The 20,929-nt window shown below is 73.1% G+C and carries 17 protein-coding genes; 11 read left to right on the forward strand and 6 right to left on the reverse strand.

The window, feature by feature from the left end; genetic code table 11:
- The first annotated feature begins 121 nt into the window (after positions 1-121).
- From KME80_RS26920 to KME80_RS26945, 6 genes are all read left to right on the forward strand, one after another.
- A complete protein-coding gene (locus KME80_RS26920) occupies positions 122-580 on the forward strand; it encodes a hypothetical protein (protein ID WP_219509037.1) in 459 nt (152 codons plus the stop codon).
- 66 nt (positions 581-646) lie between these two features.
- A complete protein-coding gene (locus tag KME80_RS26925; protein ID WP_219509038.1) occupies positions 647-1,642 on the forward strand; it encodes a LacI family DNA-binding transcriptional regulator in 996 nt (331 codons plus the stop codon).
- Positions 1,635-3,212 carry an FAD-dependent oxidoreductase gene (locus KME80_RS26930; protein ID WP_219509039.1) on the forward strand — a complete coding sequence of 526 codons (1,578 nt, stop codon included), beginning with the start codon at positions 1,635-1,637 and terminating at the stop codon, positions 3,210-3,212. Before KME80_RS26925 ends, KME80_RS26930 begins: the two co-directional genes overlap by 8 nt.
- 21 nt (positions 3,213-3,233) lie before the next feature.
- On the forward strand, positions 3,234-4,466 hold the full coding sequence (locus tag KME80_RS26935; RefSeq protein WP_219509040.1) for an ABC transporter substrate-binding protein: 1,233 nt from the start codon (positions 3,234-3,236) through the stop codon (positions 4,464-4,466).
- Complete coding sequence (locus KME80_RS26940; protein ID WP_246645849.1) at positions 4,466-5,377, forward strand: carbohydrate ABC transporter permease; 912 nt, start codon at positions 4,466-4,468, stop codon at positions 5,375-5,377. Before KME80_RS26935 ends, KME80_RS26940 begins: the two co-directional genes overlap by 1 nt.
- Positions 5,367-6,191, forward strand: coding sequence for a carbohydrate ABC transporter permease (locus KME80_RS26945; protein WP_219509042.1), 825 nt, complete (start codon positions 5,367-5,369; stop codon positions 6,189-6,191). Before KME80_RS26940 ends, KME80_RS26945 begins: the two co-directional genes overlap by 11 nt.
- 25 nt (positions 6,192-6,216) lie before the next feature.
- Here the strand turns inward: KME80_RS26945 and lgt are convergent, their stop codons facing one another.
- The 3 genes from lgt to KME80_RS26960 are packed head-to-tail and all read right to left on the reverse strand — an operon-like array spanning position 6,217 to position 9,485.
- Complete coding sequence (gene lgt, locus KME80_RS26950; protein WP_219509044.1) at positions 6,217-7,041, reverse strand: prolipoprotein diacylglyceryl transferase; 825 nt, start codon at positions 7,039-7,041, stop codon at positions 6,217-6,219.
- 45 nt (positions 7,042-7,086) lie between these two features.
- Positions 7,087-8,496: a DHA2 family efflux MFS transporter permease subunit gene (locus tag KME80_RS26955; protein ID WP_219509046.1), complete on the reverse strand. Its 1,410-nt coding sequence runs from the start codon at positions 8,494-8,496 to the stop codon at positions 7,087-7,089.
- The gene (locus tag KME80_RS26960; protein ID WP_219509048.1) at positions 8,493-9,485 is read right to left on the reverse strand and encodes an NAD(P)/FAD-dependent oxidoreductase; all 993 of its coding nucleotides are present in this window, start codon (positions 9,483-9,485) and stop codon (positions 8,493-8,495) included. Before KME80_RS26960 ends, KME80_RS26955 begins: the two co-directional genes overlap by 4 nt.
- A gap of 118 nt (positions 9,486-9,603) precedes the next feature.
- Between KME80_RS26960 and KME80_RS26965 the strand changes: the two genes are divergently transcribed.
- Together KME80_RS26965 and KME80_RS26970 are read left to right on the forward strand one after the other, a co-directional pair.
- Complete coding sequence (locus tag KME80_RS26965) at positions 9,604-10,194, forward strand: helix-turn-helix domain-containing protein (RefSeq protein WP_219509050.1); 591 nt, start codon at positions 9,604-9,606, stop codon at positions 10,192-10,194.
- 10 nt (positions 10,195-10,204) lie between these two features.
- A complete protein-coding gene (locus tag KME80_RS26970; protein WP_219509053.1) occupies positions 10,205-11,200 on the forward strand; it encodes a glycoside hydrolase family 113 protein in 996 nt (331 codons plus the stop codon).
- Here KME80_RS26970 and KME80_RS26975 read toward each other — a convergent pair.
- Both KME80_RS26975 and KME80_RS26980 read right to left on the reverse strand, forming a co-directional pair.
- Positions 11,155-11,832, reverse strand: a complete 678-nt coding sequence (locus KME80_RS26975; RefSeq protein ID WP_219509055.1) for a YczE/YyaS/YitT family protein — start codon at positions 11,830-11,832, stop codon at positions 11,155-11,157. The genes KME80_RS26970 and KME80_RS26975 overlap by 46 nt on opposite strands.
- Before the next feature lie 70 nt (positions 11,833-11,902).
- Complete coding sequence (locus KME80_RS26980) at positions 11,903-13,642, reverse strand: adenine deaminase C-terminal domain-containing protein (RefSeq protein WP_219509057.1); 1,740 nt, start codon at positions 13,640-13,642, stop codon at positions 11,903-11,905.
- Positions 13,643-13,770: 128 nt separating this feature from the next.
- Between KME80_RS26980 and KME80_RS26985 the strand changes: the two genes are divergently transcribed.
- The 3 genes from KME80_RS26985 (at position 13,771) to KME80_RS26995 (ending at position 16,879) form a co-directional block, all read left to right on the forward strand.
- Entirely contained in the window at positions 13,771-14,682 is a 912-nt protein-coding gene (locus tag KME80_RS26985; RefSeq protein WP_219509059.1) for a LysR family transcriptional regulator, read from the forward strand.
- Positions 14,683-14,895: 213 nt separating this feature from the next.
- Positions 14,896-16,194 carry an MFS transporter gene (locus tag KME80_RS26990; protein WP_219509061.1) on the forward strand — a complete coding sequence of 433 codons (1,299 nt, stop codon included), beginning with the start codon at positions 14,896-14,898 and terminating at the stop codon, positions 16,192-16,194.
- Positions 16,195-16,249: 55 nt separating this feature from the next.
- A complete protein-coding gene (locus tag KME80_RS26995) occupies positions 16,250-16,879 on the forward strand; it encodes a LysE family translocator (protein WP_219509063.1) in 630 nt (209 codons plus the stop codon).
- On the opposite strand, the gene KME80_RS52845 is transcribed toward KME80_RS26995, so the two are convergent.
- On the reverse strand, positions 16,876-20,754 hold the full coding sequence (locus tag KME80_RS52845; RefSeq protein ID WP_219509065.1) for an nSTAND1 domain-containing NTPase: 3,879 nt from the start codon (positions 20,752-20,754) through the stop codon (positions 16,876-16,878). The genes KME80_RS26995 and KME80_RS52845 overlap by 4 nt on opposite strands.
- Positions 20,755-20,929 lie beyond the last annotated feature (175 nt).

A 20,929-nucleotide genomic window follows, 5' to 3' on the forward strand; every position in this document is an offset into this window, starting at 1 on the left:
TGCACCACGAGCTGACGTAGACCGCGCGGAGGCGGAGGCGTCCCCCCGCCTCCGCGCGGCACCCCCCGGGCCCGCTGATTCGTATCAGCTCGATTGACGGCCGCCACCCCGCCGGGCGAGCGTGTGGCACCCGGTCGCCGGGACGGTCATCCAGTCGCCGAACGACGACGACCACGGCTGCTGGGCGACGGCCCTCCCCGGCCGGCGGCCGGACGCCGACGGCGCCATGCCCGTGGAGTTCCTCGGCGGCAACCCCTACCGGCCGCGCCACCGCACACCGGACGCCTCGGTGGTCGCCGACGTGCGGATCACCGGCGGCCAGGTCCGCCGCTCGGTCCGCGCGGTCTCGGCGGCCGCGACCGCGGGCGGGCTGGAGCCGCGCCGCGCCGGGGGAGTGGTCCGCTTCAGCTGGGGCGCGGCACGGCCGGCCGCGTTCGCCGTGACCTCGGTGGCCTGCCTGCGGGACGGCAGGCGGCGGCTGCACGTGCTGCGGGCGCCGCACGACGGCACGTTCGATGCCGCGATCACGTTCGACTGCTGGCCGCCTGCTAATCCGTATTACTCCCGCCCCGCCCCTTGACGGTGACGAGACGCGTACCGGACACTCTCTTCCACTGCTAATGCGCATTACCTGAAGGAAGGTGAGATGGGACGCATCACGCAGCGCGACATCGCCCGGCTCGCCGGCGTCAGCCAGACCACGGTCTCGCTGGTGCTCAACAACCGGCCGGGGGCCGAGACGAGGATCCCGGCCGAGACCCGGGACCGGGTGCTGCGCGTCATCAGGGAGACCGGCTACGTGGCCGACCCGCTGGCCAGGCGGCTGGCGGCGGGCCGGAACCGGATCCTCGGCGTCTTCACCTACGAGCCGGTCTTCCCGAGCGCGACGGGCGACTTCTACCACCCGTTCCTCATCGGGATCGAGGAGTCGGCCGAGCAGGTGGGCTGCGACCTGCTGCTGCTGACCAGCGCCCCGCTGGTCGACGGCCGCAAGCGCATCTACCACCAGGACCACCGCCTGCGCCTGGCCGACGGCTGCGTCCTGCTCGGCCGCGAGCTCGACCGGGAGGAGCTGGCCAGGCTGGTCGCCGAGGGCTACCCGTTCGTCTCGGTGGGCCGCCGCGACGACGCGGGCGGCCCCGTCTCCTACGTCGGCGCCGACTACGGCAGCGTGGTGCGCGAGCTGGTGGAGGGGGCCCGCGGCCTGGGTCATGAGAAATTCGCGTACGTCGGGCACGGCGCCGGGGCCGAGTCGTTCGCCGACCGCCACCGCGGATTCCAGGAGGGGACGGCCGGGCTCCAGGCCGTCACCCTCCCTCCGGCGGACGCCGAGGACGCGCTCGGCACCGACGCCACCGCGATCTTCGTGGAGGAGTATGCCGACGGCGCGGTCATCCTCCAGGCGGCCAGGGCGCGCGGCCTGGCCGTGCCCGGGGACCTGTCGATCGTCACGCTCGGCGACCCCACCAGGCCCGCGCCGACCGACATCGACTTCACCGGCTTCCGCATCCCCCGTGCCGAGATGGGACGGCAGGCGGTGGAGGTCCTCACCGAACTCATCGAGGGCGGCAGCCCGGTCCAGCGGCTGCTCCCGTGCGAACCCGTCAAGGGTCTGACCCTGGGAAGGAACAACGTTGCGTGAGCTGAGCACCGAGGTGCTGGTCGTCGGAGGCGGCCTCGGGGGAGTGGCGGCGGCGCTCGCGGCGCTCCGAGCCGGACGGCGGGTGATCCTCACCGAGGAGCACGCCTGGCTGGGCGGGCAGCTGACCAGCCAGGCGGTGCCGCCGGACGAGCACACCTGGGTCGAGCAGTTCGGCGTCACGGCGAGCTACCGCGCGCTGCGCGACGGCATCCGCGACTACTACCGCCGCCACTTCCCCCTCACCGAGCCCGCGCGGGCCTGGCGTGAGCTCAACCCCGGCGCCGGCTGGGTGAGCCCGATCTGCCACGAGCCCCGGGTGGCGCTGGCCGTCATCGAGGCCATGCTCGCCCCCTACCGGGGCAGCGGGCGGCTCACCGTGCTCCAGCCGTGCACGCCGCTGGCGGCGGAGACCGACGGGGACCGCGTCCTTTCCGTACGGCTGCGCCACGAGGGGGACGAGGTCGTGGTGACCGCGCCCTACGTCCTGGACGCCACCGAGACCGGCGAGCTGCTGCCGCTGACCGGCACGGAGTACGTCACCGGCTTCGAGTCGCGCGACGACACGGGCGAGCCGAGCGCCCCCGCCGAGGCGCAGCCGCTCAACATGCAGGCGATCTCCGTCTGCTTCGCGGTCGACCACATGGACGGTGACCACACCGTCGACCGGCCCGCCTCGTACGACTTCTGGCGCGACTTCGAGCTGCCCTTCTGGGGCGGCAAGCTGCTCGGCTGGCGCAGCCCGAACCCGCGCACGCTGGAGATCGGCGAGCGGAGCTTCACCCCCAACCCGGACGACGATCCGCTGCTGGTCCGTGCCGACCAGCGGCGCAACCCCGGCGACGGCAACCTGTGGACCTTCCGCAGGATCGCCGCCCGCCGCCTGTTCACCCCGGGCGCGTACGCCAGCGACATCTGCCTGGTCAACTGGCCGATGATCGACTACGTGCTCGGCCCGGCCTTCGACGTGCCCGACGCCGCGCAGCACGTGGCCGCCGCCCGCGAGCTGTCCCGTTCGGTCCTGTACTGGCTGCAGACCGAGGCCCCGCGGCCCGACGGCGGCACCGGCTGGCCGGGGCTGCGGCTGCGCGGCGACGTGACCGGCTCGGCCGACGGCCTGGCCCAGGCTCCCTACATCCGGGAGTCGCGCCGCATCCTGGCCGAGCACACCGTGGTCGAGCAGGACGTGGTCAAGGGCGCACGCTACGGTGATTCGGCCGGGATCGGGATGTACCGCATCGACCTGCACCCCTCGACCGGCGGCGACAACTACATCGACGTGCCGAGCGCGCCGTTCGAGATCCCGCTGGGCGCGCTCGTCCCGCGCCGGGTGGACAACCTCCTGCCCGCCGGCAAGAACCTCGGCACCACGCACATCACCAACGGCTGCTACCGGCTGCACCCCGTCGAGTGGAACATCGGCGAGGCCGCGGGCGCGCTGGCCGCCTTCTGCCTGGACAGCTCGGTGCCGCCGCGCGCCGTCCGGAACGATCCAGACCTGCTGGCCCGCTTCCAGGACCGCCTGGAGGCCCAGGGGATCGAACTGCACTGGCCGGATATTTCCGGTTATTAACCCCCCGCAAGGAGTAACGACATGCGCACAAAGGTGACCGCGCTCGGGCTGGCGGGCACGCTGGCCCTCGCGGCCTGCGGATCCTCCGCCGAGCCGCAGGGCGGCCCCGTCACGCTGCGAATGACGATCTGGACCGGCAACGAGGCCCACCTCAAGCTGTTCGGCGACATCGCGGCCGCGTACCGGAAGACCCACCCGGACGTCACGGTGAAGTACGACACCCTTCCGGTGGAGACCTACACGACCACGCTCACCACCCAGATCGCCGGCGGCAACACCCCGGACCTGGCGTGGATCTTCGAGAACTCGGCCCCCGACTTCGTCGGCTCCGGCGCGCTGGTCCCGCTGGACACCCTGGTCAAGCCCGAGGAGCTCGCGCCCAGCACCACCAGGCTGTGGCAGAAGGACGGCGCCCTGTACGCCTACCCGTTCTCCACCTCGCCCTTCGGCGTCTTCGTCAACACCGACCTGCTCAAGAAGGCCGGGCAGAGCGTGCCGGCCAAGGGCTGGACGTGGGAGGAGGCCGTCAAGATCGCCTCGGCCGTGCAGGAGAAGACCGGCAAGGCCGGCCTGGTCGTGCGCGACTTCGACTACAAGGGCTGGGACAACCTGGCCGCCGTCTGGGGCGGCTGGGGCGCCGAGGCGTGGAGCGAGGACGGCAGGACCTGCGGTTTCGACAAGCCCGAGATGATCGAGGCGATGGGCTTCCTGCACAAGGCGATCTTCACCGGCAAGGCCATGCCCGCCCCCGGCACCACCGCCGACTTCTTCGCCGGCGAGGCCGGGATGACGATCACCCAGATCTCCCGCGCCTCCCTGCTCCAGGACGGCGCCTTCGGCTGGGACCTGGTGACGCTGCCCACCGGGCCGAAGGGCGCGTACAGCGTGATCGGCCAGGCCGGCATCGGCGTGCTCAAGAAGTCCAGGAACGCCGAGGCCGCCGCCGACTTCCTGGCCTTCTTCACCAACCCGGAGAACTCCGCCAAGCTCGCCCAGTACTTCCCTCCGCCCCGGCAGCCGCTGCTGACCGCGGACTCGCTCGCGAAGAGCAACCCGCTGCTCAAGCCGGAACAGCTCCAGGACGTCGTGGTCGACGGCATCGCCGCCGGCCGCGTCAAGCCCAGCCACACCGGGCAGGCCGAGCTGAGCCAGGCCGTACGCGCCGGGCTGGACCAGCTGTGGCAGCCGGACGCCGACGTGGCGACCGTGATGAAGGGCGTCTGCGCCGCCATCCAGCCGATGCTGGCCAAGTGATGGCGCTGTCCGTGACCCGCCGGGCGGGCTGGTGGACCGCCCGGCGGCGCGACCACCTGCTCGGCTACCTCTTCATCGGGCCGCAGCTCGCGGGCAGCCTGCTCTTCGTCTTCCTGCCGCTCGGGCTCGTCCTCACCTACAGCCTCAACGAGTGGAACGTGTTGGCGGACACGTTCACCTTCGTCGGCGCCGACAACTACCGGCGGCTGCTGAACGACCCGAACATGGCGTCGGTGCTGACGGCCACCGGGCTCTTCTCCGTGGGGCTGGTCGTCCTCAACCTCGCGCTGGCGCTGCTGCTGGCCGTCCTGCTCAACCAGCGGCTGCGCGGCACCACGGTGTTCAGGACGCTGTTCTTCTCCCCGGTGGTCGTCTCGCTCGTGGCCTGGACGATCGTGTGGGGGTTCCTGCTGCAGAACAACGGCGGCATCAACGCGATCCTGGCCGCCGCCGGCATCGAGGGGCCCAACTGGCTGCGCTCCGGCTCGTGGGCGACGGTCTCGGTGATCGTGGTCCAGGTGTTCAAGAACGTCGGGCTCAACATGGTGCTCTTCCTGGCGGCGCTGCAGGGCGTGCCGAAGGACCTGTACGAGGCGGCCCGGCTGGACGGCGCCTCGGCGTGGACCCGGTTCCGGCGGATCACGCTGCCGATGATCAGCCCGACCGTGCTGCTCACCTCGATCATCACGGTCGCCGGGTCGCTGCAGGTGTTCGCCCAGATCGCGGTGCTCACCCAGGGCGGCCCCGGCACCTCGACCACCGTGCTCGTCTACTACCTGTACCAGCAGGCCTTCCAGTTCCACCACTTCGGCTACGGGGCCACGCTGTCGGTGCTGCTGTTCGTGATCGTGCTCGCCCTCACCCTGCTGCAGTGGCGCATGCGCAGGAGGTGGGTGTTCCATGAGGCGTAAGACCCTGCTGTACGGGCTGCTGTGCGTGCTGTGCGTGCCGTTCGTCTTCCCGACCTGGTGGATGGCCACCTCGTCGCTGAAGCCGGTGAGCGAGATCTTCGCCTTCCCGCCCTCGCTGTGGCCGGGGCGGCCGACGCTGGAGGCCTACCGGCAGGTCTTCGAGCTGCAGCCGTTCGCGCAGCAGTACTGGAACAGCCTCTACATCGCCGCGGTCGTCACGGCCGGCACGCTGGTGGTCTCCGCACTGGCCGGCTACGCCTTCGCCCGCATCCGCTTCCGCGGGTCGAACGTGCTGTTCGTGATCGTGCTGACCGGCCTGCTCATCCCGAGCGAGGTCACGATCGTGCCGCTGTTCCAGCTCTTCCACGGCTGGGGGCTGACCGACACGCACTGGCCGCTGGTCCTGGTGCCGATGCTGGGCGCACCGAGCGTGCTCGCCACCTTCATCATGCGGCAGTTCTTCCTGGTGCTGCCCCGCGAGCTGGAGGAGGCCGCGGCCGTCGACGGCCTGGGGCGGTTCGTCACGTTCGTGCGCATCGGGCTCCCGCTGGCCCGCCCCGCCCTCGGGGCCGTGGCCATCTTCACCTTCCTGCACAGCTGGAACCTCTACCTGGAGCCGATCGTGTTCCTCTCCAGCCCGGAGAAGTTCACGCTGCCCCAGGCGCTGACGCAGTTCGTCGACGCCTACGGCGGCCCCATGTGGAACGTCCAGCTCGCCGCCGCCTCCATGACGGCGCTGCCGGTGCTGGTGGTGTTCGTCCTGGCGCAGAAGCAGTTCGTCGAGGGCCTGGCCCACACCGGGCTGAAGGGGTGAGGGGCGCTCCCGGGCCGCCGGAGGCTCAGGCCGCCTTGGCGGCGGCCCTGTCGCGGGTCGCCCAGAGGTAGACGAGCGCGCCGGCGAACAGCGCGATCGAGGTCCACTGGTTGATCCGCAGCCCCAGGAGCGTCACCGCGTGGTCGACCCCGCCCACCGGGTCGATGCGCAGCCCCTCGATCCAGAACCGCCCCAGCGTGTAACCGGCCACGTAGAGGGCGAACAGCCGCCCCGGGCGCGGCGCGAACCGCCTGCCGGCGTAGAGGAGGGCGAAGCCGAGCGCCAGGCTCCACAGCGACTCGTACAGGAACGTCGGATGGTAGAGGACGCCCGGCTCGCCGCCGTGTGCCCGGTCGATCTCCAGGCCCCACGGCAGCGTGGTCGGCGAGCCGTACAGCTCCTGGTTGAACCAGTTGCCCCAGCGCGCGATCGCCTGCCCGAACGCGATGCCGGGCGCGACCGTGTCGGCCACCTCGCCGAGGGACAGCCCCCGGCGGCGGCAGGCCAGCCACACGCCCACGCCGCCCAGCGCGACCGCGCCCCAGATGCTGAGCCCGCCCTCCCAGATGAACAGCGCCTGGTAGGGCTCCTTGATCGCGCGCTCGCCGAAGTACGTCTGCCAGTCGGTGATGACGTGGTAGAGGCGCGCGCCGACCAGGCCGAAGATCACCCCGGGGAACGCGATGTCGCCGATGACGCCCTTCTCGCCGCCCCGGGCGCGCCAGCGCCGCTCGCTCAGCCAGATGCCGAACGCGATCGCGACGATGAAGCACAGCGCGTACGCCCGGATCGGGAGGAATCCGAGATGCCAGACCGCTTCGGGAGGGCTGGGGATCGAGGCGAGGGCCATGCGGGTGAGGCTAGCCCACGCGGGGGTACCTCAGGCAGGCCCGCTTCACGCGCGGTTCACGGTGCGCGGCAGCAGCGCGAGCAGCGCCACGAGGACGAGGGCGGCCGGCGCGCCCCAGAACAGCACCTCCGGGACGGCGGCGGCGGTCGCCCGCGGGCCCGGGGGCCGCCCCTGGAGCTCGCGGGCCAGGACGCTGCCGAAGACGGACACGCCCAGCGACAGCCCCAGCCCGCGGACCGACACCACGGCCGACGTGGTCGCGGCCAGGTCCGCCGGAGAGGCCGCGTTCTGCGCGACGACCACGAGGTTCTGCATCAGCAGCCCGAAGCCGACGCCCAGCACGCCGAGGACCACGGCCAGCAGCACGTACGGAGTGCCGGGCCGGAGCAGGCTCAGCAGCCCGAACCCCGCCGCCGCGATCAGCGCGCCGGCGAGCAGGTACGGCCGGAACCGGCCGCTCGCGCCGATCCGGGCCCCGGCCAGCGAGGAGACCGCCATGAACGTCAGCACGTACGGGTTCAGCGCCAGCCCCGCCTGCGTCGCGCCCATCCCGTACGCGGCCTGCAGGTACGTCGGCAGGTAGACGGTCGAGCCGCCGAGCAGCGCGCCGAGCAGCGCGGTCGCGGGCAGCGCGACCCGCAGCACGGGATCGGCGAACAGCCGGGGCGGCAGCAGCGGGTCGGCCGCGCGACGCTCCCGCCACACGAACAGCGCGCCCAGCGCCACCACGGCCGCCGCCAGCGTGAGGATCACGCCGGAGTCCCACGCGTACGCGCGGCCGCCCCACTCGGCCACCAGCAGCAGGCTCACCATCGCGCCGGCGACCAGCACGGCCCCGGCCAGGTCGACGCGGCCGTTCCCGCCGGTCCTGGGCAGCCGCAGCGCGAACGCGGCCAGCGCGACGGCGAGCAGGCCGAGCGGCAGGTTGACGTAGAAGATCCACCGCCACCCCCACGCGTCCGTGATCGCGCCGCCCGCGAGCGGCCCGCCCACGCTGGCCAGCGCGAAGACGCCGCCGGTGAACCCCTGAACCCGGCTGCGCAGCCGGGCCGGGTACAGCTCCGACAGCGCGATCGTCGGCAGCACGAACAGCGCCCCCGCCCCGGCGCCCTGGAACGTCCTGGCGGCGATCAGCTCGGGCATCGTCCGCGCCAAGCCGCACAGCGCCGAGCCCGTGACGAAGATCGCGACCCCCGTCACGAACACCGCGCGGCGGCCGAACCGGTCGCTGAGCCGCCCGTACAGCGCGCCCGTCGCGGTCGAGGTCAGCACGTACGCGGTGACGATCCAGCCGATCGCGTCCAGGCCGCCCAGGTCGGCCGCGATGTCGGGCAGCGCGACCGCCACCACGGTCTGGTCCAGGATCGACAGCAGCATGCCGATGAGCAGCCCGGCAGTGGCGAGCGGCACGTTGCCGCCGCGCGTCACCGCCGGGGCGACGTCCGTGCGCGTCATCGCCCGGCCCCTGCGAACGGGTTCGGCAGCCCGAAGTCGGCGCTCAGCAGGTCCTGGTCGAGCACCGCCGCGGCCACGGTGCCGCTCGCCGCGGCGGCGATCACCGCGGCCAGCGGCACCGGCACGCTGGCCCGGCGCGCCATGTCGCCCGCGGCGTACACGCCGGGCACGCTGGTCTGCCCGAACTCGTTCACCTCCACGCACCCGTCGGCGAAGGCCGCGCAGCCCAGGCGGGCGGCCAGGCCGGAGCGCTGGCGCGGCACGTTGACGACGAACACCGCGTCCCGCTCCACCGGCGGCCCGGACGCGAACATGATCCGCTCCAGCCGCCCGCCGTCGCCCTCCAGGCGGGTGACGGCCTCCTCGCGGACGCCGACGCCGTGCCCTTCCAGCGTGGCCCGCGCCTCCGGGTCGAGCGGCCGGCCGTCGGCGCACAGGACGACGCCGGCGGCGAAGCGGCTGAGCTGCAGCGCCAGCCGGACGCGGGACGGGTCGGTGCCGAGCACGGCGACCCGCCTGCCGGTGCACTCGTAGCCGTGACAGTAGGGGCAGTGGAAGGCGGAGCGCCCCCACAGCTCCCGCACGCCGGGCGGGCCGGGAAGCTCGTCGGCCAGCCCGGTCGCCAGCAGCAGCCGCCGCCCCTCCACCGTGCCGCCCACCGTGCCGCCCACCGTGCCGCCCACCGTGTCGCCTGCCGTGTCGCCGCCGGACAGCTCCAGCCGGAACCCCTCGCCGTCCCGCGCGCTGACCTCGGCGACCGTCCCGGTCCTGGCCCGCACCGACGGGTACGCGGCCAGCTCCTCGCGGCCGAGCTTGCGCAGCTCGCCGGGCGGCGTGCCGTCCCGGGTCAGGAAGTTGTGCACGTTCTGGGCGGCGGCGTTGCGGCCCTCCCCGGCGTCGAGCAGCAGCGCCGATCGGTGCACCCGCCCCAGGGCCAGCGCTGCGGACATCCCGGCCGGGCCCCCGCCGACGATGACGACGTCGAACATCTCTTGCCTCCCTAGCAGTGATCGCTTGGCGTGAGGCAAGTGTGCAAGTTAATGTCAACATGAAGTCAAGGGCTCGTCTGGCCCGTCGGTCTTGCACCGCAGGCATAAGCTGTTGCCCATGACGCAAGAGGACGAGGATCTCGACCACCTGGTGCGCACGCGCATCCGCGCGCTGCGGGTCGCGCAGGGCTGGTCCCTGGAGGAGCTGGCCACCCGCGCCCGGATGAGCCAGTCCTCGCTGAGCCGCATCGAGAACGGCCGCCGCCGCCTCGCGCTGGACCAGCTCGTCACCCTCGCCCGCGCCCTGGACACCTCCCTCGACCAGCTCGTCGAGACCGCCGCCGACGACGTCGTCACCAGCCCGACGATCGACGCCGCCCACGGCCTGATGCGCTGGCCCGTCAAGGCCGATCCCGGCATGACCGTGATGCGCCGGCGCATCACCGAGCCGCCGCCCGCCAACCCGGCCCGCATGCGCGCCCACCCGGGCCGCGAATGGCTGGTCGTCCTGTCCGGCACGGCCGTCCTCATGCTGGGCCACCGCCGCCTGCGCCTGGAGGCCAACCAGGCCGCCGAGTTCCCCACGATGACGCCGCACGCCATCGGCGCCGAAGGCGGACCGTGCGAGATCCTGGGCATCTTCGACCGTGACGCCCAGCGCGGCCACCACCGCGAGGGCGGCGACCGGCGGGACGACGTCCCCGCGTGAGGAGGATCCGATGCTGACCGTTCGCGGCGTGTCGTACCTAGTGGACGACGCGCCACCCGGCGAGGTCGGGCGGGACCTGCGGGTGATTCGCGAGGAGCTGCACTGCACGGCGGTGATGCTGATCGGCACCGACGAGGAGCGCCTGATCCGCGCCGCCGAGCAGGCCCTGGACGCCGGTCTGGAGATCTGGGTCCGGCCGCATCTGCGTGACCGTCCCCGGCCCGAGGTGCTGGCGCACCTGGAACGGGTGGCCACGGCGGCCGAACGCCTGCGCGCCGCGCATCCCGATCGGGTGACCCTGCTGGTGGGCAGCGAGTTCTCCCACACCGCCCCGGGGATCGTGCCGCTGCCCTGGTCCTACCTGCGGCTGCTGGCGATCCTGCGGGCCCGCCGCCTGCTGCGCCGCCGCATCACCCGGAAGCTGGACGCCTTCCTGGACCGGGCGGCGCGGTGCGCGCGGCAGGTCTTCCACGGCCCGCTGAGCTACGCGGCCGCCGGCTGGGAGCAGGTCGACTGGTCCCGCTTCGACGTGGCCGGGGTCAGCCTCTACCGCTCGGGCGACGACCACGCGGGCTACGAACGGCGCCTGCGGTCACTGGTGCGCGACCAGGCCCGGCCGGTGGTCGTCACCGAGTTCGGCTGCGGCGCGTTCACCGGGGCCGACCTGCGCGGGGCGGCCTCGTTCCGCATCGTCCGCTGGTTCGCCGAGCAGCCCGAGATCCGGGGCGACCACCCACGCGACGAGCGCACGCAGGCGGCCTACCTCGGCGAGCTGATCGGCCTCTACGACGACGCCGGCGTGCACGGGTGCTTCGTGTTCACCTTCGCCATGCGGGGCTTCCCGCACCGCGACGACCCGAGGCTCGACCTGGACAAGGCCGGGTTCGGCATCGTGAAGGTGGCGGACGGCGACGACCCGGCCTGGACGCCCAAGGCGGCCTTCCACGAGGTGGCGCACCGCTACCGTTCCCTGTTACGGGAGAACCGGGCGAACAGGAAGAAGTAGAGCCGGATGTACTGCCCGACGAGGATGCCGTTGATGATGGTGCCCTCGCGGATGAAGTGCGGTGCCCCGAGGAAGATCAGCCCGATCGCCGCCGAGGTGACCAGCAGCGTGCAGTCGAAGGCCGTCTTGATGTTGCCCCACTTCCAGCCCGTCCGCTTGAAGATCGTGTTGACGAACATGTCGATCGGCATGAGCACCAGGTTGGCGCGGATCATCAGGAACAGGCCGAACGCGAGCGTCGCGTCCGCGAACACCAGGAGCGCGAACCGGCCGGCGTACGGCTCGACCACGATCCAGTCCGTCAGCATCAGGTTCAGGTCCAGGAACGAGGCCAGGGCCAGGGCCGGGATCAGCGACAGGAAGCTCCTGGCCTTGAAGTCCTTCGGCATGACCAGGTACGTCAGCCCGAGCATGACGAGTTCGAGCAGGAAGTTGAACGTGCCCTGGCTGATCGGCGGCAGCACCAGGGTCATCGTGCGGGTGAGGCTGCTCTGCGGCGAGATGCCGATGCCCGCCCTGATGGCCAGGCTGACGCCGAGCGTCAGCACGTAGATCCCGGCGGCGTAGGTGATCCAGCGCCGCACCAGGCTTCCGGTGTCAGCGACCCCGGCATCGTGTTCGTTCTGTAGCACAGTCTCTCCTCGGCTACGTGTCAGGTGACCGGCACCCGCTGACACTCGGTCGGATACGGAAACGCTGTCGTCAGACCATGAAGCCGAAGCGGTCCAGCGAGATGAACAGGGTCAGGAGCTTGTTGACGACCGGCTCGCCCTCGTTGCGGTGGCCCAGCTTCTCCAGGGCGGCGTCGATCGAGCGGGTGGCGTCCACCAGCTCGGGCAGGTCCATGTCGGCCATGACGCCGTAGATGTCCAGCGGCAGCGAGGCCCGCACCTGCCCGTCCTCGGTGACGACGCAGCCGCCGACGTAGGCGTCGAGCCGTTCGAGGTTGGCGCACATCTCGCCGCTGTCGGCGCCGACGACCACGAAGTACGGGAAGGGGGCCGGCCAGAACGTGGAGACGGCGCCGCGGTCGATCGAGACGCCCTTGAACAGGCCGTTGACGATGTGGCGCGTCCCGTCGGCGTAGCGCTGCACGACGGAGATCCGGTTCAGCCGGACGCCGTCCACCTCGGGGACGACCGCGCCGTCCCGGAACGGGACCCACACCTCCTGGGCGAACTTGAGGTGGCCGCGCCCGTAGACGTCGAAGAGCAGGACCTTGGCCCGCTCCCCGTCGGCGGAGACCTCGATCGGCGTGAGGTCGAGCTGGTCAGGGGTCAGGCCGGTGAGGCCGGGCCTGGGCTGCTTCACCATGCCGGAGTAGTCGAGGCCGGCCCGCCTGAGGAGCTTGCGGTCCTGGGCCACCAGCTCGCCGCCCTTGAACACGTACCTCGGGTTGATCTTCGACAGGCTGTCGGTCAGCACGATGTCGGCGAAGCGGCCGGGGGCGAGCGAGCCGAACTCGTGGTCCATCCCGAAGGAGCGGGCGGCGTACAGGGTGCCCATCTTGATCGCCTGGATCGGCGGGACGCCCATCTCGACGGCCAGGGAGATCACCCAGTCGATGTGGCCCTTGGTCAGGACGCGGTCCACGGAGATGTTGTCCGCGCAGAGCTGGAAGTTCTCGGCGGGCCAGCGGCGCCTGACGATGGCGCGCAGCATCGTCCTGATCACCTCGGGGCTGCCCACGCCGAACTTGATCTGCGTGTGGAACCCGTACCGGACGCTCTTGTCGATGTCCTCCTCGTTCCAGACGTCGTGGTTGTTGTGGGCGCCGATCGCGGGCAGGTAGTTGAGCAGCATGTCCGGCAGCGCCGTCACCCCCCAGTGGGCGTTGACGAAGCCGCCGTTGGCGCGGCCCAGCGCGGCCTTGCGGAAGTCGTCGTCGTTGCCCGTCATGTACGACAGGTGGGCCAGCTCGCCGAGGCCGATCACCGGGTCCATCCGCAGCATGGCGGCGGTGACGTCGACCGACGTCTTCTTGCCCGGCGCGAAGGCGTAGATCCGGTACGGCAGCTTCTCGTGGTCCTTGAACAGGGCCTGGGCGGCCTCGATCGCCTCGTCGCCGGCGGCGCTGGCGAAGTCCAGCGTCTCGGCGAAGATCGTCGTGGTGCCGCTGGGCACGATCGCCTCGCCGAACGCCGCCGGGTGGGCGAGCTGGGCGTCGAAGTGGAGGTGAGCGTCGATCAGGCCGGGGATCGCGTACAGGCCCTGGCCGTCGAAGACCTCCCGCACCCGCACCACCGACTCGTCCGGGTCCAGCGCGATGATGCGCTGGCCGTGGACGAGGATCGAGCCCTGGTGGACGGCCTCGCCGTGCACGTCCAGGACGTTGAGGTCGCGCAGCAGCAGATCCGCCTCCCGCTCGCCCCGCAGAATGTCGAAGATCATCCGGACGTGGTCGTAGTGGGCCGGCAGGTCGGCCGTCTTGTCGTGGGGCATGCGTTTCCTCACTTCATCGCCGCTCTTGTCGCGTTGAGGACATGAAAGGGCACGCCACCGTTGCTGACAAGCAGCCGTTTTCGCACGGACTGTACGCTTTTTGCGTACAGTCGGGACGAGGAGGCCCCATGCTCCATTCACGCCTGCTGCAGTACCTCGACGAGGTCGCGCGGCACGGCTCCATCCGGGCGGCCGCGGCGAGGCTCCACATCGCCCCGTCGGCGATCAACCGGCAGATCCTGGTCCTCGAACAGGAGCTCGGCGAGCCGCTGTTCGAGCGGCTGCCGCGCGGCATGCGGCTCACCCCCGCCGGAGAGGTCCTGCTGGCGCACGTGCGGCGGACCATGCAGGAGTACCGCGAGGCCGTGACCGAGATCCGCGACCTGCACGCGCTTCCGAGCGGCGACGTGGTGATCGCCACGATGACCGGCCTGGCCAGCGGCATCGTCTCCGCCGCGACCGTCAGCTTCTACGCCCGCCATCCCGCCGTGCGCATCTCGATCCGGGCGCTGTCCACCCACGACATCCTGCGCGCCATGGTGGACAGCGAGGCCGATCTCGCGCTCGGCTTCAACATCCCCGCCTCCCCGCAGCTGGAGACCTGCTGGCAGCTCGACACCCGGCTCGGCGCGGTCGTCGCGCCGCAGCACCCGCTGGCCCGCCGCGAGTCGATCCCGCTGGCCGACTGCGCGGCCTACCCGCTCGTCTTCGCGGACCGGTCGATGCTCATCCACGGCATCATCGCCGACACCTTCGCCGAGGCCGGGCTCAGGGTCGAGCCCGCCTTCCACACCAACTCGATCGAGACGATGAAACGGCTCGCCGCCTCGGGGGCGGCCGTCGCGTTCCTCAGCCGGTTCGACATCGCCGAGGAGCAGCACAACGGCAGCCTGGCCTACCGGCCGGTCCGGGACCGCGCCTTCAGCAACAACATCCTCTCCCTCGTCCGGCGCGGGAAGCACGGCCACGGCCCGGCGGCGCTGCTGTTCGCGGAGGAGATCGTGGCGACGCTGGAGTCGGTCGTCTCCTCGGCGGGCTGACCCGGCCGGGCACGACGCGCCGACGCGGGCCTGGGGGCTGCCCGCCCGCCCGTTCGTCGGCTACGGTCGGGAAACGCATGCCGAGTGCCGCGCTGCGCAACCTCGCGCCGCCTCGCGCCGCCCGCCGTGGCCGTTCCCCAGCCCGTTGGAACGTGCCACCAGACCCCCCCAAGCAAGGAACGGAGCCCCGACGTGACGAGCGAGCCACGCCCCATGACACGCGAGGACCGCAAGGTCCTCGCCAGCACCCTGGCCGGCACCACCATCGAGTGGTACGACTTCTTCATCTACGCCCAGGCCGCCGGCCTGGTGTTCGGCCCGCTGTTCCTGGCCCCGGTGAACGAGCAGGCCCCCGGCCTGGCCACGCTCATCTCGCTGGCCACGATCGGCATCAGCTTCCTGTTCCGGCCGCTCGGCGCGATCATCGCGGGCCGGTACGGCGACCGGCTGGGCCGCAAGCGCATGCTCGTGCTCACGCTGCTCATCATGGGCGGGGCCACCACCCTCATCGGCCTGCTGCCCACCTACGCCGACATCGGCGTGGCCGCGCCCATCGCCCTCATCCTGCTGCGCATCCTCCAGGGCTTCTCCGCGGGCGGCGAGTGGGGCGGCGCCGCCCTGCTGTCGGTGGAGCACGCGCCGCGCGAGCGCCGCGGCTGGTGGGGCGCCTTCCCGCAGGTCGGCGTGCCGATCGGGCTCATACTCGCGACCGGCGTGCTGTGGGTCATGAGCACGGTGACGACGCCGGAGCAGTTCCAGGCGTGGGGCTGGCGGGTGCCGTTCCTGCTCTCCCTCACGCTGATCGTCATCGGGTACCTGGTCCGGCGGGCCGTCGAGGAGAGCCCCGTCTTCCAGGAGCTCCAGCAGCGCACCAGGACCTCCTCCGCGCCGCTGCGCGACCTGTTCCGCCACAACAGCAAGAACGTGGTCCTCACCGCGCTGATCTTCGTGGCGAACAACGCCGCCGGATACCTCCTCATCGCCTACTTCATCAGCTACGGCACCACCACGCTGGGCCTGTCCCGGCCGTCCGTCCTGCTCGCCACCGTCGCCGGTTCGGTGGGCTGGCTCGGCTTCACGCTGTACGCGGGGGCGCTGTCCGACAGGATCGGCCGCGTGCGCACCTTCCAGATCGGGTACGCGCTCGTCTTCGTCTGGATGATCCCGCTCTTCCTGCTCATGGAGACCCGCAACATCTGGCTCTTCGCCACCGCGATCCTCGTCCTGACCCTCGGCCTCGGCCTGTCGTACGGGCCCATGTCGGCCATGTACGCCGAGATGTTCCCCGTCTCGGTCCGCTACTCCGGCGTCGCGATCGGCTACGCGCTCGGCGCGATCCTCGGCGGGGCCTTCGCGCCCACCATCGCCCAGGCCCTGGTGCAGAGCACGGGCACCACGATGTCCGTCGGCGCGTACATCATGGCGCTCTGCGTCGTCTCCCTCGTCGCCGTCACGGCGGTCAAGGAACCGAAGGGCGCCGACCTGGGCCTGACGCGGCCGTCGGCGCCCTGACGCGAGGCGGCGACCGCGCTCGATCGGGGCGGCGGCGAGTGGCAAGATGATCGGAATGCCGATCGATTCGCACCTGCTCGCCGTGTTCACGGTGACCACCGTCGTCGCTCTGATCACCCCGGGTCCCGACATGCTGTTCGTGCTGGGCTGCGGCGTGCGGGGCGGCGCCCGCGCCGGGCTGCTCGCCACGCTCGGCGTGATCACGGGTGACGCCTTGTACGTCGTCGCCGCGGCGGCCGGGCTCTCCGTGCTGCTGACGGCGTTCCCCGTCGTGTTCACCGTGCTGCGGCTGGCCGGGGCCGCGTACCTGATCTACCTCGGCGTCCAGATGTTCCGCAACCTCAGGAAGGGCTACGCCGACGACGCGCCCGGCGCCGGGATGACCGGCCGGAGCGCCTTCCTGAACGGCGTGGTGTCGTCGGCGGCCAACCCGCAGACGTTCACGTTCATGGTGGCCTTCCTGCCGCAGTTCATCGACCCGGGGGCGGGGCCGGTCTGGCTGCAGTTCGCGATCCTCGGCGCGATCCTGATCATCCTGGAGTTCCTGGCCGACGCGACCGTCGGCGTGCTGGCCGGGCGGATCGGCGGCTGGCTGCGCGCCCGGCAGGCGGTGCGCCGCCGCCTCGACGCGGCGACCGGCACCCTGTTCATCGGCCTGGGCGTCACCCTCGCGGCCCAGCGCTAGCCGCACGGCGGCCGGTGGGGCACGCCGGGGATGTGCCGCTCCCACTGCGCCCGGGTGATCGCCGGGTGGGCGCGCTCGCACACCCGGGCGGCCACCCGCCCGGCGTCGGTGTCCCACAGCCGCGCCGCGGCGTCGGCGCCGCCCGAGGCGAGCAGGCCGTCCGGGCCGTACGCCACCGTGTAGATCCGGTCGGTGTGGCCGCTCAGCACGACCGGGACGCCGGGGCGGCGCGGGTCGTCGAGCCGCCACAGCCGCACCGTGCCGTCGAAGCTCGCCGTGGCGAGCGTCCGGCCGGCCGGGGCGAACGCGACGTCCGCGACGGCGTTGGAGTGCCCGGTCAGCGTGGCGAGCGGCTTCGGCCGGCGCGGGTCGGCGACGTCCCACAGCCGGGCCGTGCCGTCGAAGCCGGCCGACGCCAGCAGGTTCCGGCCGCCGAACGTCACGTCGTTGACGGCGTTGGCGTGACCGCCGAGCGTGGCCAGGGCCGCAGGCCGGCGCGGGTCGGCGACGTCCCACAGGCGGACGGTGCGGTCGGCCCCGGCGGTGGCCAGCGTCGTCCCGTCCGGGCCGAACGCCACCGAGTAGACCGTGTCCGCGTGAGCGGTCAGCGTGGCGAGCGCGGCAGGCCGGCGCGGGTCCGCGATGTCCCACAGGCGGACGGTGCGGTCGGCCCCGGCGGTGGCCAGCGTCGTGCCGCCCGGGGCGAACGCGACAGAGTAGACGTTGTCCGTATGGCCGCCCACCGTGGCCAGGTGGACGGGCCGGCGCGGGCCGGACACGTCCCACAGCCGCACGGTCCTGTCGAGGCTCGCCGTGGCGAGGGTCCGCCCGCCGGGCCCGAACGCCAGCCCGACGACGCCGTCCGCGTGCCCCGGCAGCGTGGCCACCCGGACGGGCCCGCCGGTGTCCCACAGCCGCACCGTCCGATGGCTCGCCGCGGCCAGCAGGCCGTCAGAGCCGAACGCCACCGCGTACACCGTCCCGCTGTTGCCCCCGAGCGCCGGGCCGGGGACGTCCCAGAGCCGGGCCGTGGCGTCCCTTCCGGCGGAGGCGAGCGTGCGGCCGTCCGGGCTGAAGGCCACCGCGAAGACCGTGTCGGCGTGCCCGCGCAGCGTGATCGGGTCACCGGCGTCGCGCGCGTCCGCGACGTCCCACAGCCGGACGGCGAAGTCGTAGCCGCCGGTGGCCAGCGTGCGCCCGTCCGGGCTGAACGCCGCCGCGGCGATCCCGCCGCCCTCCTCGGTCAGCGTGGCGAGCGGCTTCGGGCGGCGCGGGTCGGCGACGTCCCACAGGCGCAGCGTGTCGTCGAAGCTGCCGGTGGCCAGCGTGCGGCCGTCCGGGCTGAACGCCGCCGTCAGGACGGGACCGGTGTGGCCGCGGAGCGTGCCGAGCGGGACGGGACGGCGCGGGTCGCCGAGGTCCCACAGGCGTATCGGACCGTCCGACCCGGCGGTGGCCAGCGTGCGCCCGCCGGGAGCGAGCGCCACGGCGGGTGAGGCCTCCTGTTCGCCGTCCAGCGCGGTCAGGAGCTCCGGGGCGCCCGGATCGGTCACGTCCCACAGCCGCACCAGCCGGTCGTGGCCGGCGGTGACGAGCGTGCGCCCGCCCGAGCCGAACACCACCCGCCGGACGTCGCCGGTGTGCCCGGCCAGCGTGGCCACCTGCCGCGGACGCCCGGGGACGCTGACGTCCCACAGACGGGCGAGATCGTCCTCCCCGCCGGTCGCCAGCACCCGCCCGTCCGGGCTGAACGCCGCCGACAGCACCCCCTCGGCACGGGAGCCGGCCGTGGCCAGAAGCGCGGGGCGGTGCGGGGCGGACAGGTCCCACAGCCGCAGCGTACGGTCGGTGCTCCCGGTGGCGAGCAGCCGCCCGTCCGGGCTGAACGCCGTGGCGTAGACCGCGTTCGTGTGGCCCGCCAGCCGGGTCGCGTACGGGCCGGCCAGCGCGCTGAGCAGGCTGCCGCGCGCCTCCGGGCCGGGGACGAGGCGGTAGGCGGCCAGGCTGAGCTGGGCGGCCAGCGCCGGATCGGTGGCCCGCAGCGCCCCGGTCTCGGCGCTCAGCTTCAGCGACAGCGCCTCGTCCCGCTGCTGGGTGGCCGTGCGCTGCGCCTGGAAGGCGAGGCCGGAGGCGCCGAGCGCGAGGACGAGCAGGACGGCCAGCGCCACGATCACCTGGCGCATGCGCCGGGCGCGGCGGCGCGCGTGCCGGGTGCTGGCGTCGAGGAAGGCCCGCACCTGCGGCGGCAGACCCCGCCCGGCGGCCCACTCCTGGGCCGCCAGCAGGCGCGCCCCGCGGTAGAGGGCGTCGGGGTCACGCCGGTCGCGCTGCCACGCGGCGGCGGTGGCGGCCAGCTCGCGCCCGGCTACCAGCCCCGCCCGGTCGGTGCCGAGCCATTCCCGCAGCGACGGCCAGGCCGTGAGCAGGGCCTCGTGGCTGATCTCGACGCTGTCGGCGCTCGCGGTGACGAGCCGCTGGGCGATGAAGCGGTCGAGCACGTCCTCCGCCTCGTCCGGCCGGTCACCGCCGTGCCTGGCCAGCAGCTCGGCGGTGGCGACCCGGCGCCGGGTGTCGGCGGTGTCGGGGGCGACGTGCACCAGGTCGAGGAGCAGGCGGCGCGCCGTCTCGCGCCTCGACGGCGACAGCGCGCCGTAGACCTGGTCCGCGCTGGCCGCCACGGCGCCGTCGAGGCCGCCGACCTCGTGGTATCCGGCGACCGTGAGCTTTCTGCCGTTCCCCTGCCGCCAGGCGGCGTGCAGGACGTGGGAGAGCAGCGGGAGGACGCCGGCGTCGTGCGCCGCCCGGTCCGCGCCTCTCGGGGCGACCTCTCGGACCAGGAGCTCGACCAGCCCGTCCTCGACGTCGATCCCGGCCAGGCTGGCGGGCTCGGTGATCGCCTCACGCAGCTCCGCCTCCGTCATGGGGCCGACGGCCAGCTGACCGTCCTGCACCGCGGTGACCAGCTGGGGGAAGCGCAGCAGCGGGGCGTAGAAGTCGGCCCGCAGCCCGAGCACCACCAGCGCGCCGCCCGCGGCGGCGGCGCACAGCGCGGCGACGAACCGCCGCCGCTCCTCCTCGTCGGCGCAGAGCGTGAACACCTCCTCGAACTGGTCGACCACCAGGACGAGCGGCCCGCCGTACACGGCGCAACTCCCGGGGTCCGCCCGGATCGCCGCCGCGACCTCGCCCCCGGGCGTCCCGGTGACCGCCGCCAGCCGCGCGGCCAGCTCGTCGACCGGACGGGCGCCGGGCACGCACAGCACCACCGGCCAGTCCCCGGAGCCGGGCAGCTCGCCCGCGCGCAGCGCCGCGATCAGGCCCGCGCGCAGCAGCGACGACTTGCCCGACCCGGACGGCCCCACGACGACCTGCACGCCGCCGCCCCGCTCCCGCAGCCGGCCCACGCGGGCGACCAGCCGGCGGGTCAGCTCGCGGCGGCCGAAGAACCACCGGGCGTCCTCGACCCCGAAGGACGCCAGCCCCCGGTACGGTTCCGGCCCGGCGGGGCGGCGGCCCGGCGAACGCCGCGTCCTGCGCCAGGCGCCCAGCCACTCCTCCAGCGTCCGCGCGTCGGTGACCCCGCACGCCTGCAGCACCCGCGTGAGCAGGTCCCGCGACGCCGCCGACGGCAGCCCCCGGCCGGCGAACCAGTCGCCGACGGTGCTGTGCGCGCCGTGCCCGCCCGCCTTCGCCGCGACCTGCCGGACCGTCAGGCCCGCCTGCTCGCGGAGCAGGGAGAGCTCGCGCGCGAAGTCCCGCCGGTCGCGCACCCGCCCGGGATCGGGCGCGTCGGCTCCGGATGCGTCGGCTGCAGGCGTGTCGGGTTCGGGCGTGTCGGCTTCGCGGGCGGCGTCGGGGCCTTCTCGGGTCGGCACACCAGTACGTCGCCGCGAGGTGGCGGAGGGTTACAGGCCCGGTGTCCGATACGTCGTGTACGGCCTTGTACGGACAATTCCGCACGGCTTCCCAACCGCCCAGGACTCCGTGATCGTCGACTCGGCGGCGTCCGCCGAGGCGCCCCCGTGCGCGGACGCGCCTCCACCTCACGTT

Source organism: Nonomuraea ceibae, assembly GCF_019396325.1.
Lineage (GTDB): Bacteria > Actinomycetota > Actinomycetes > Streptosporangiales > Streptosporangiaceae > Nonomuraea > Nonomuraea ceibae.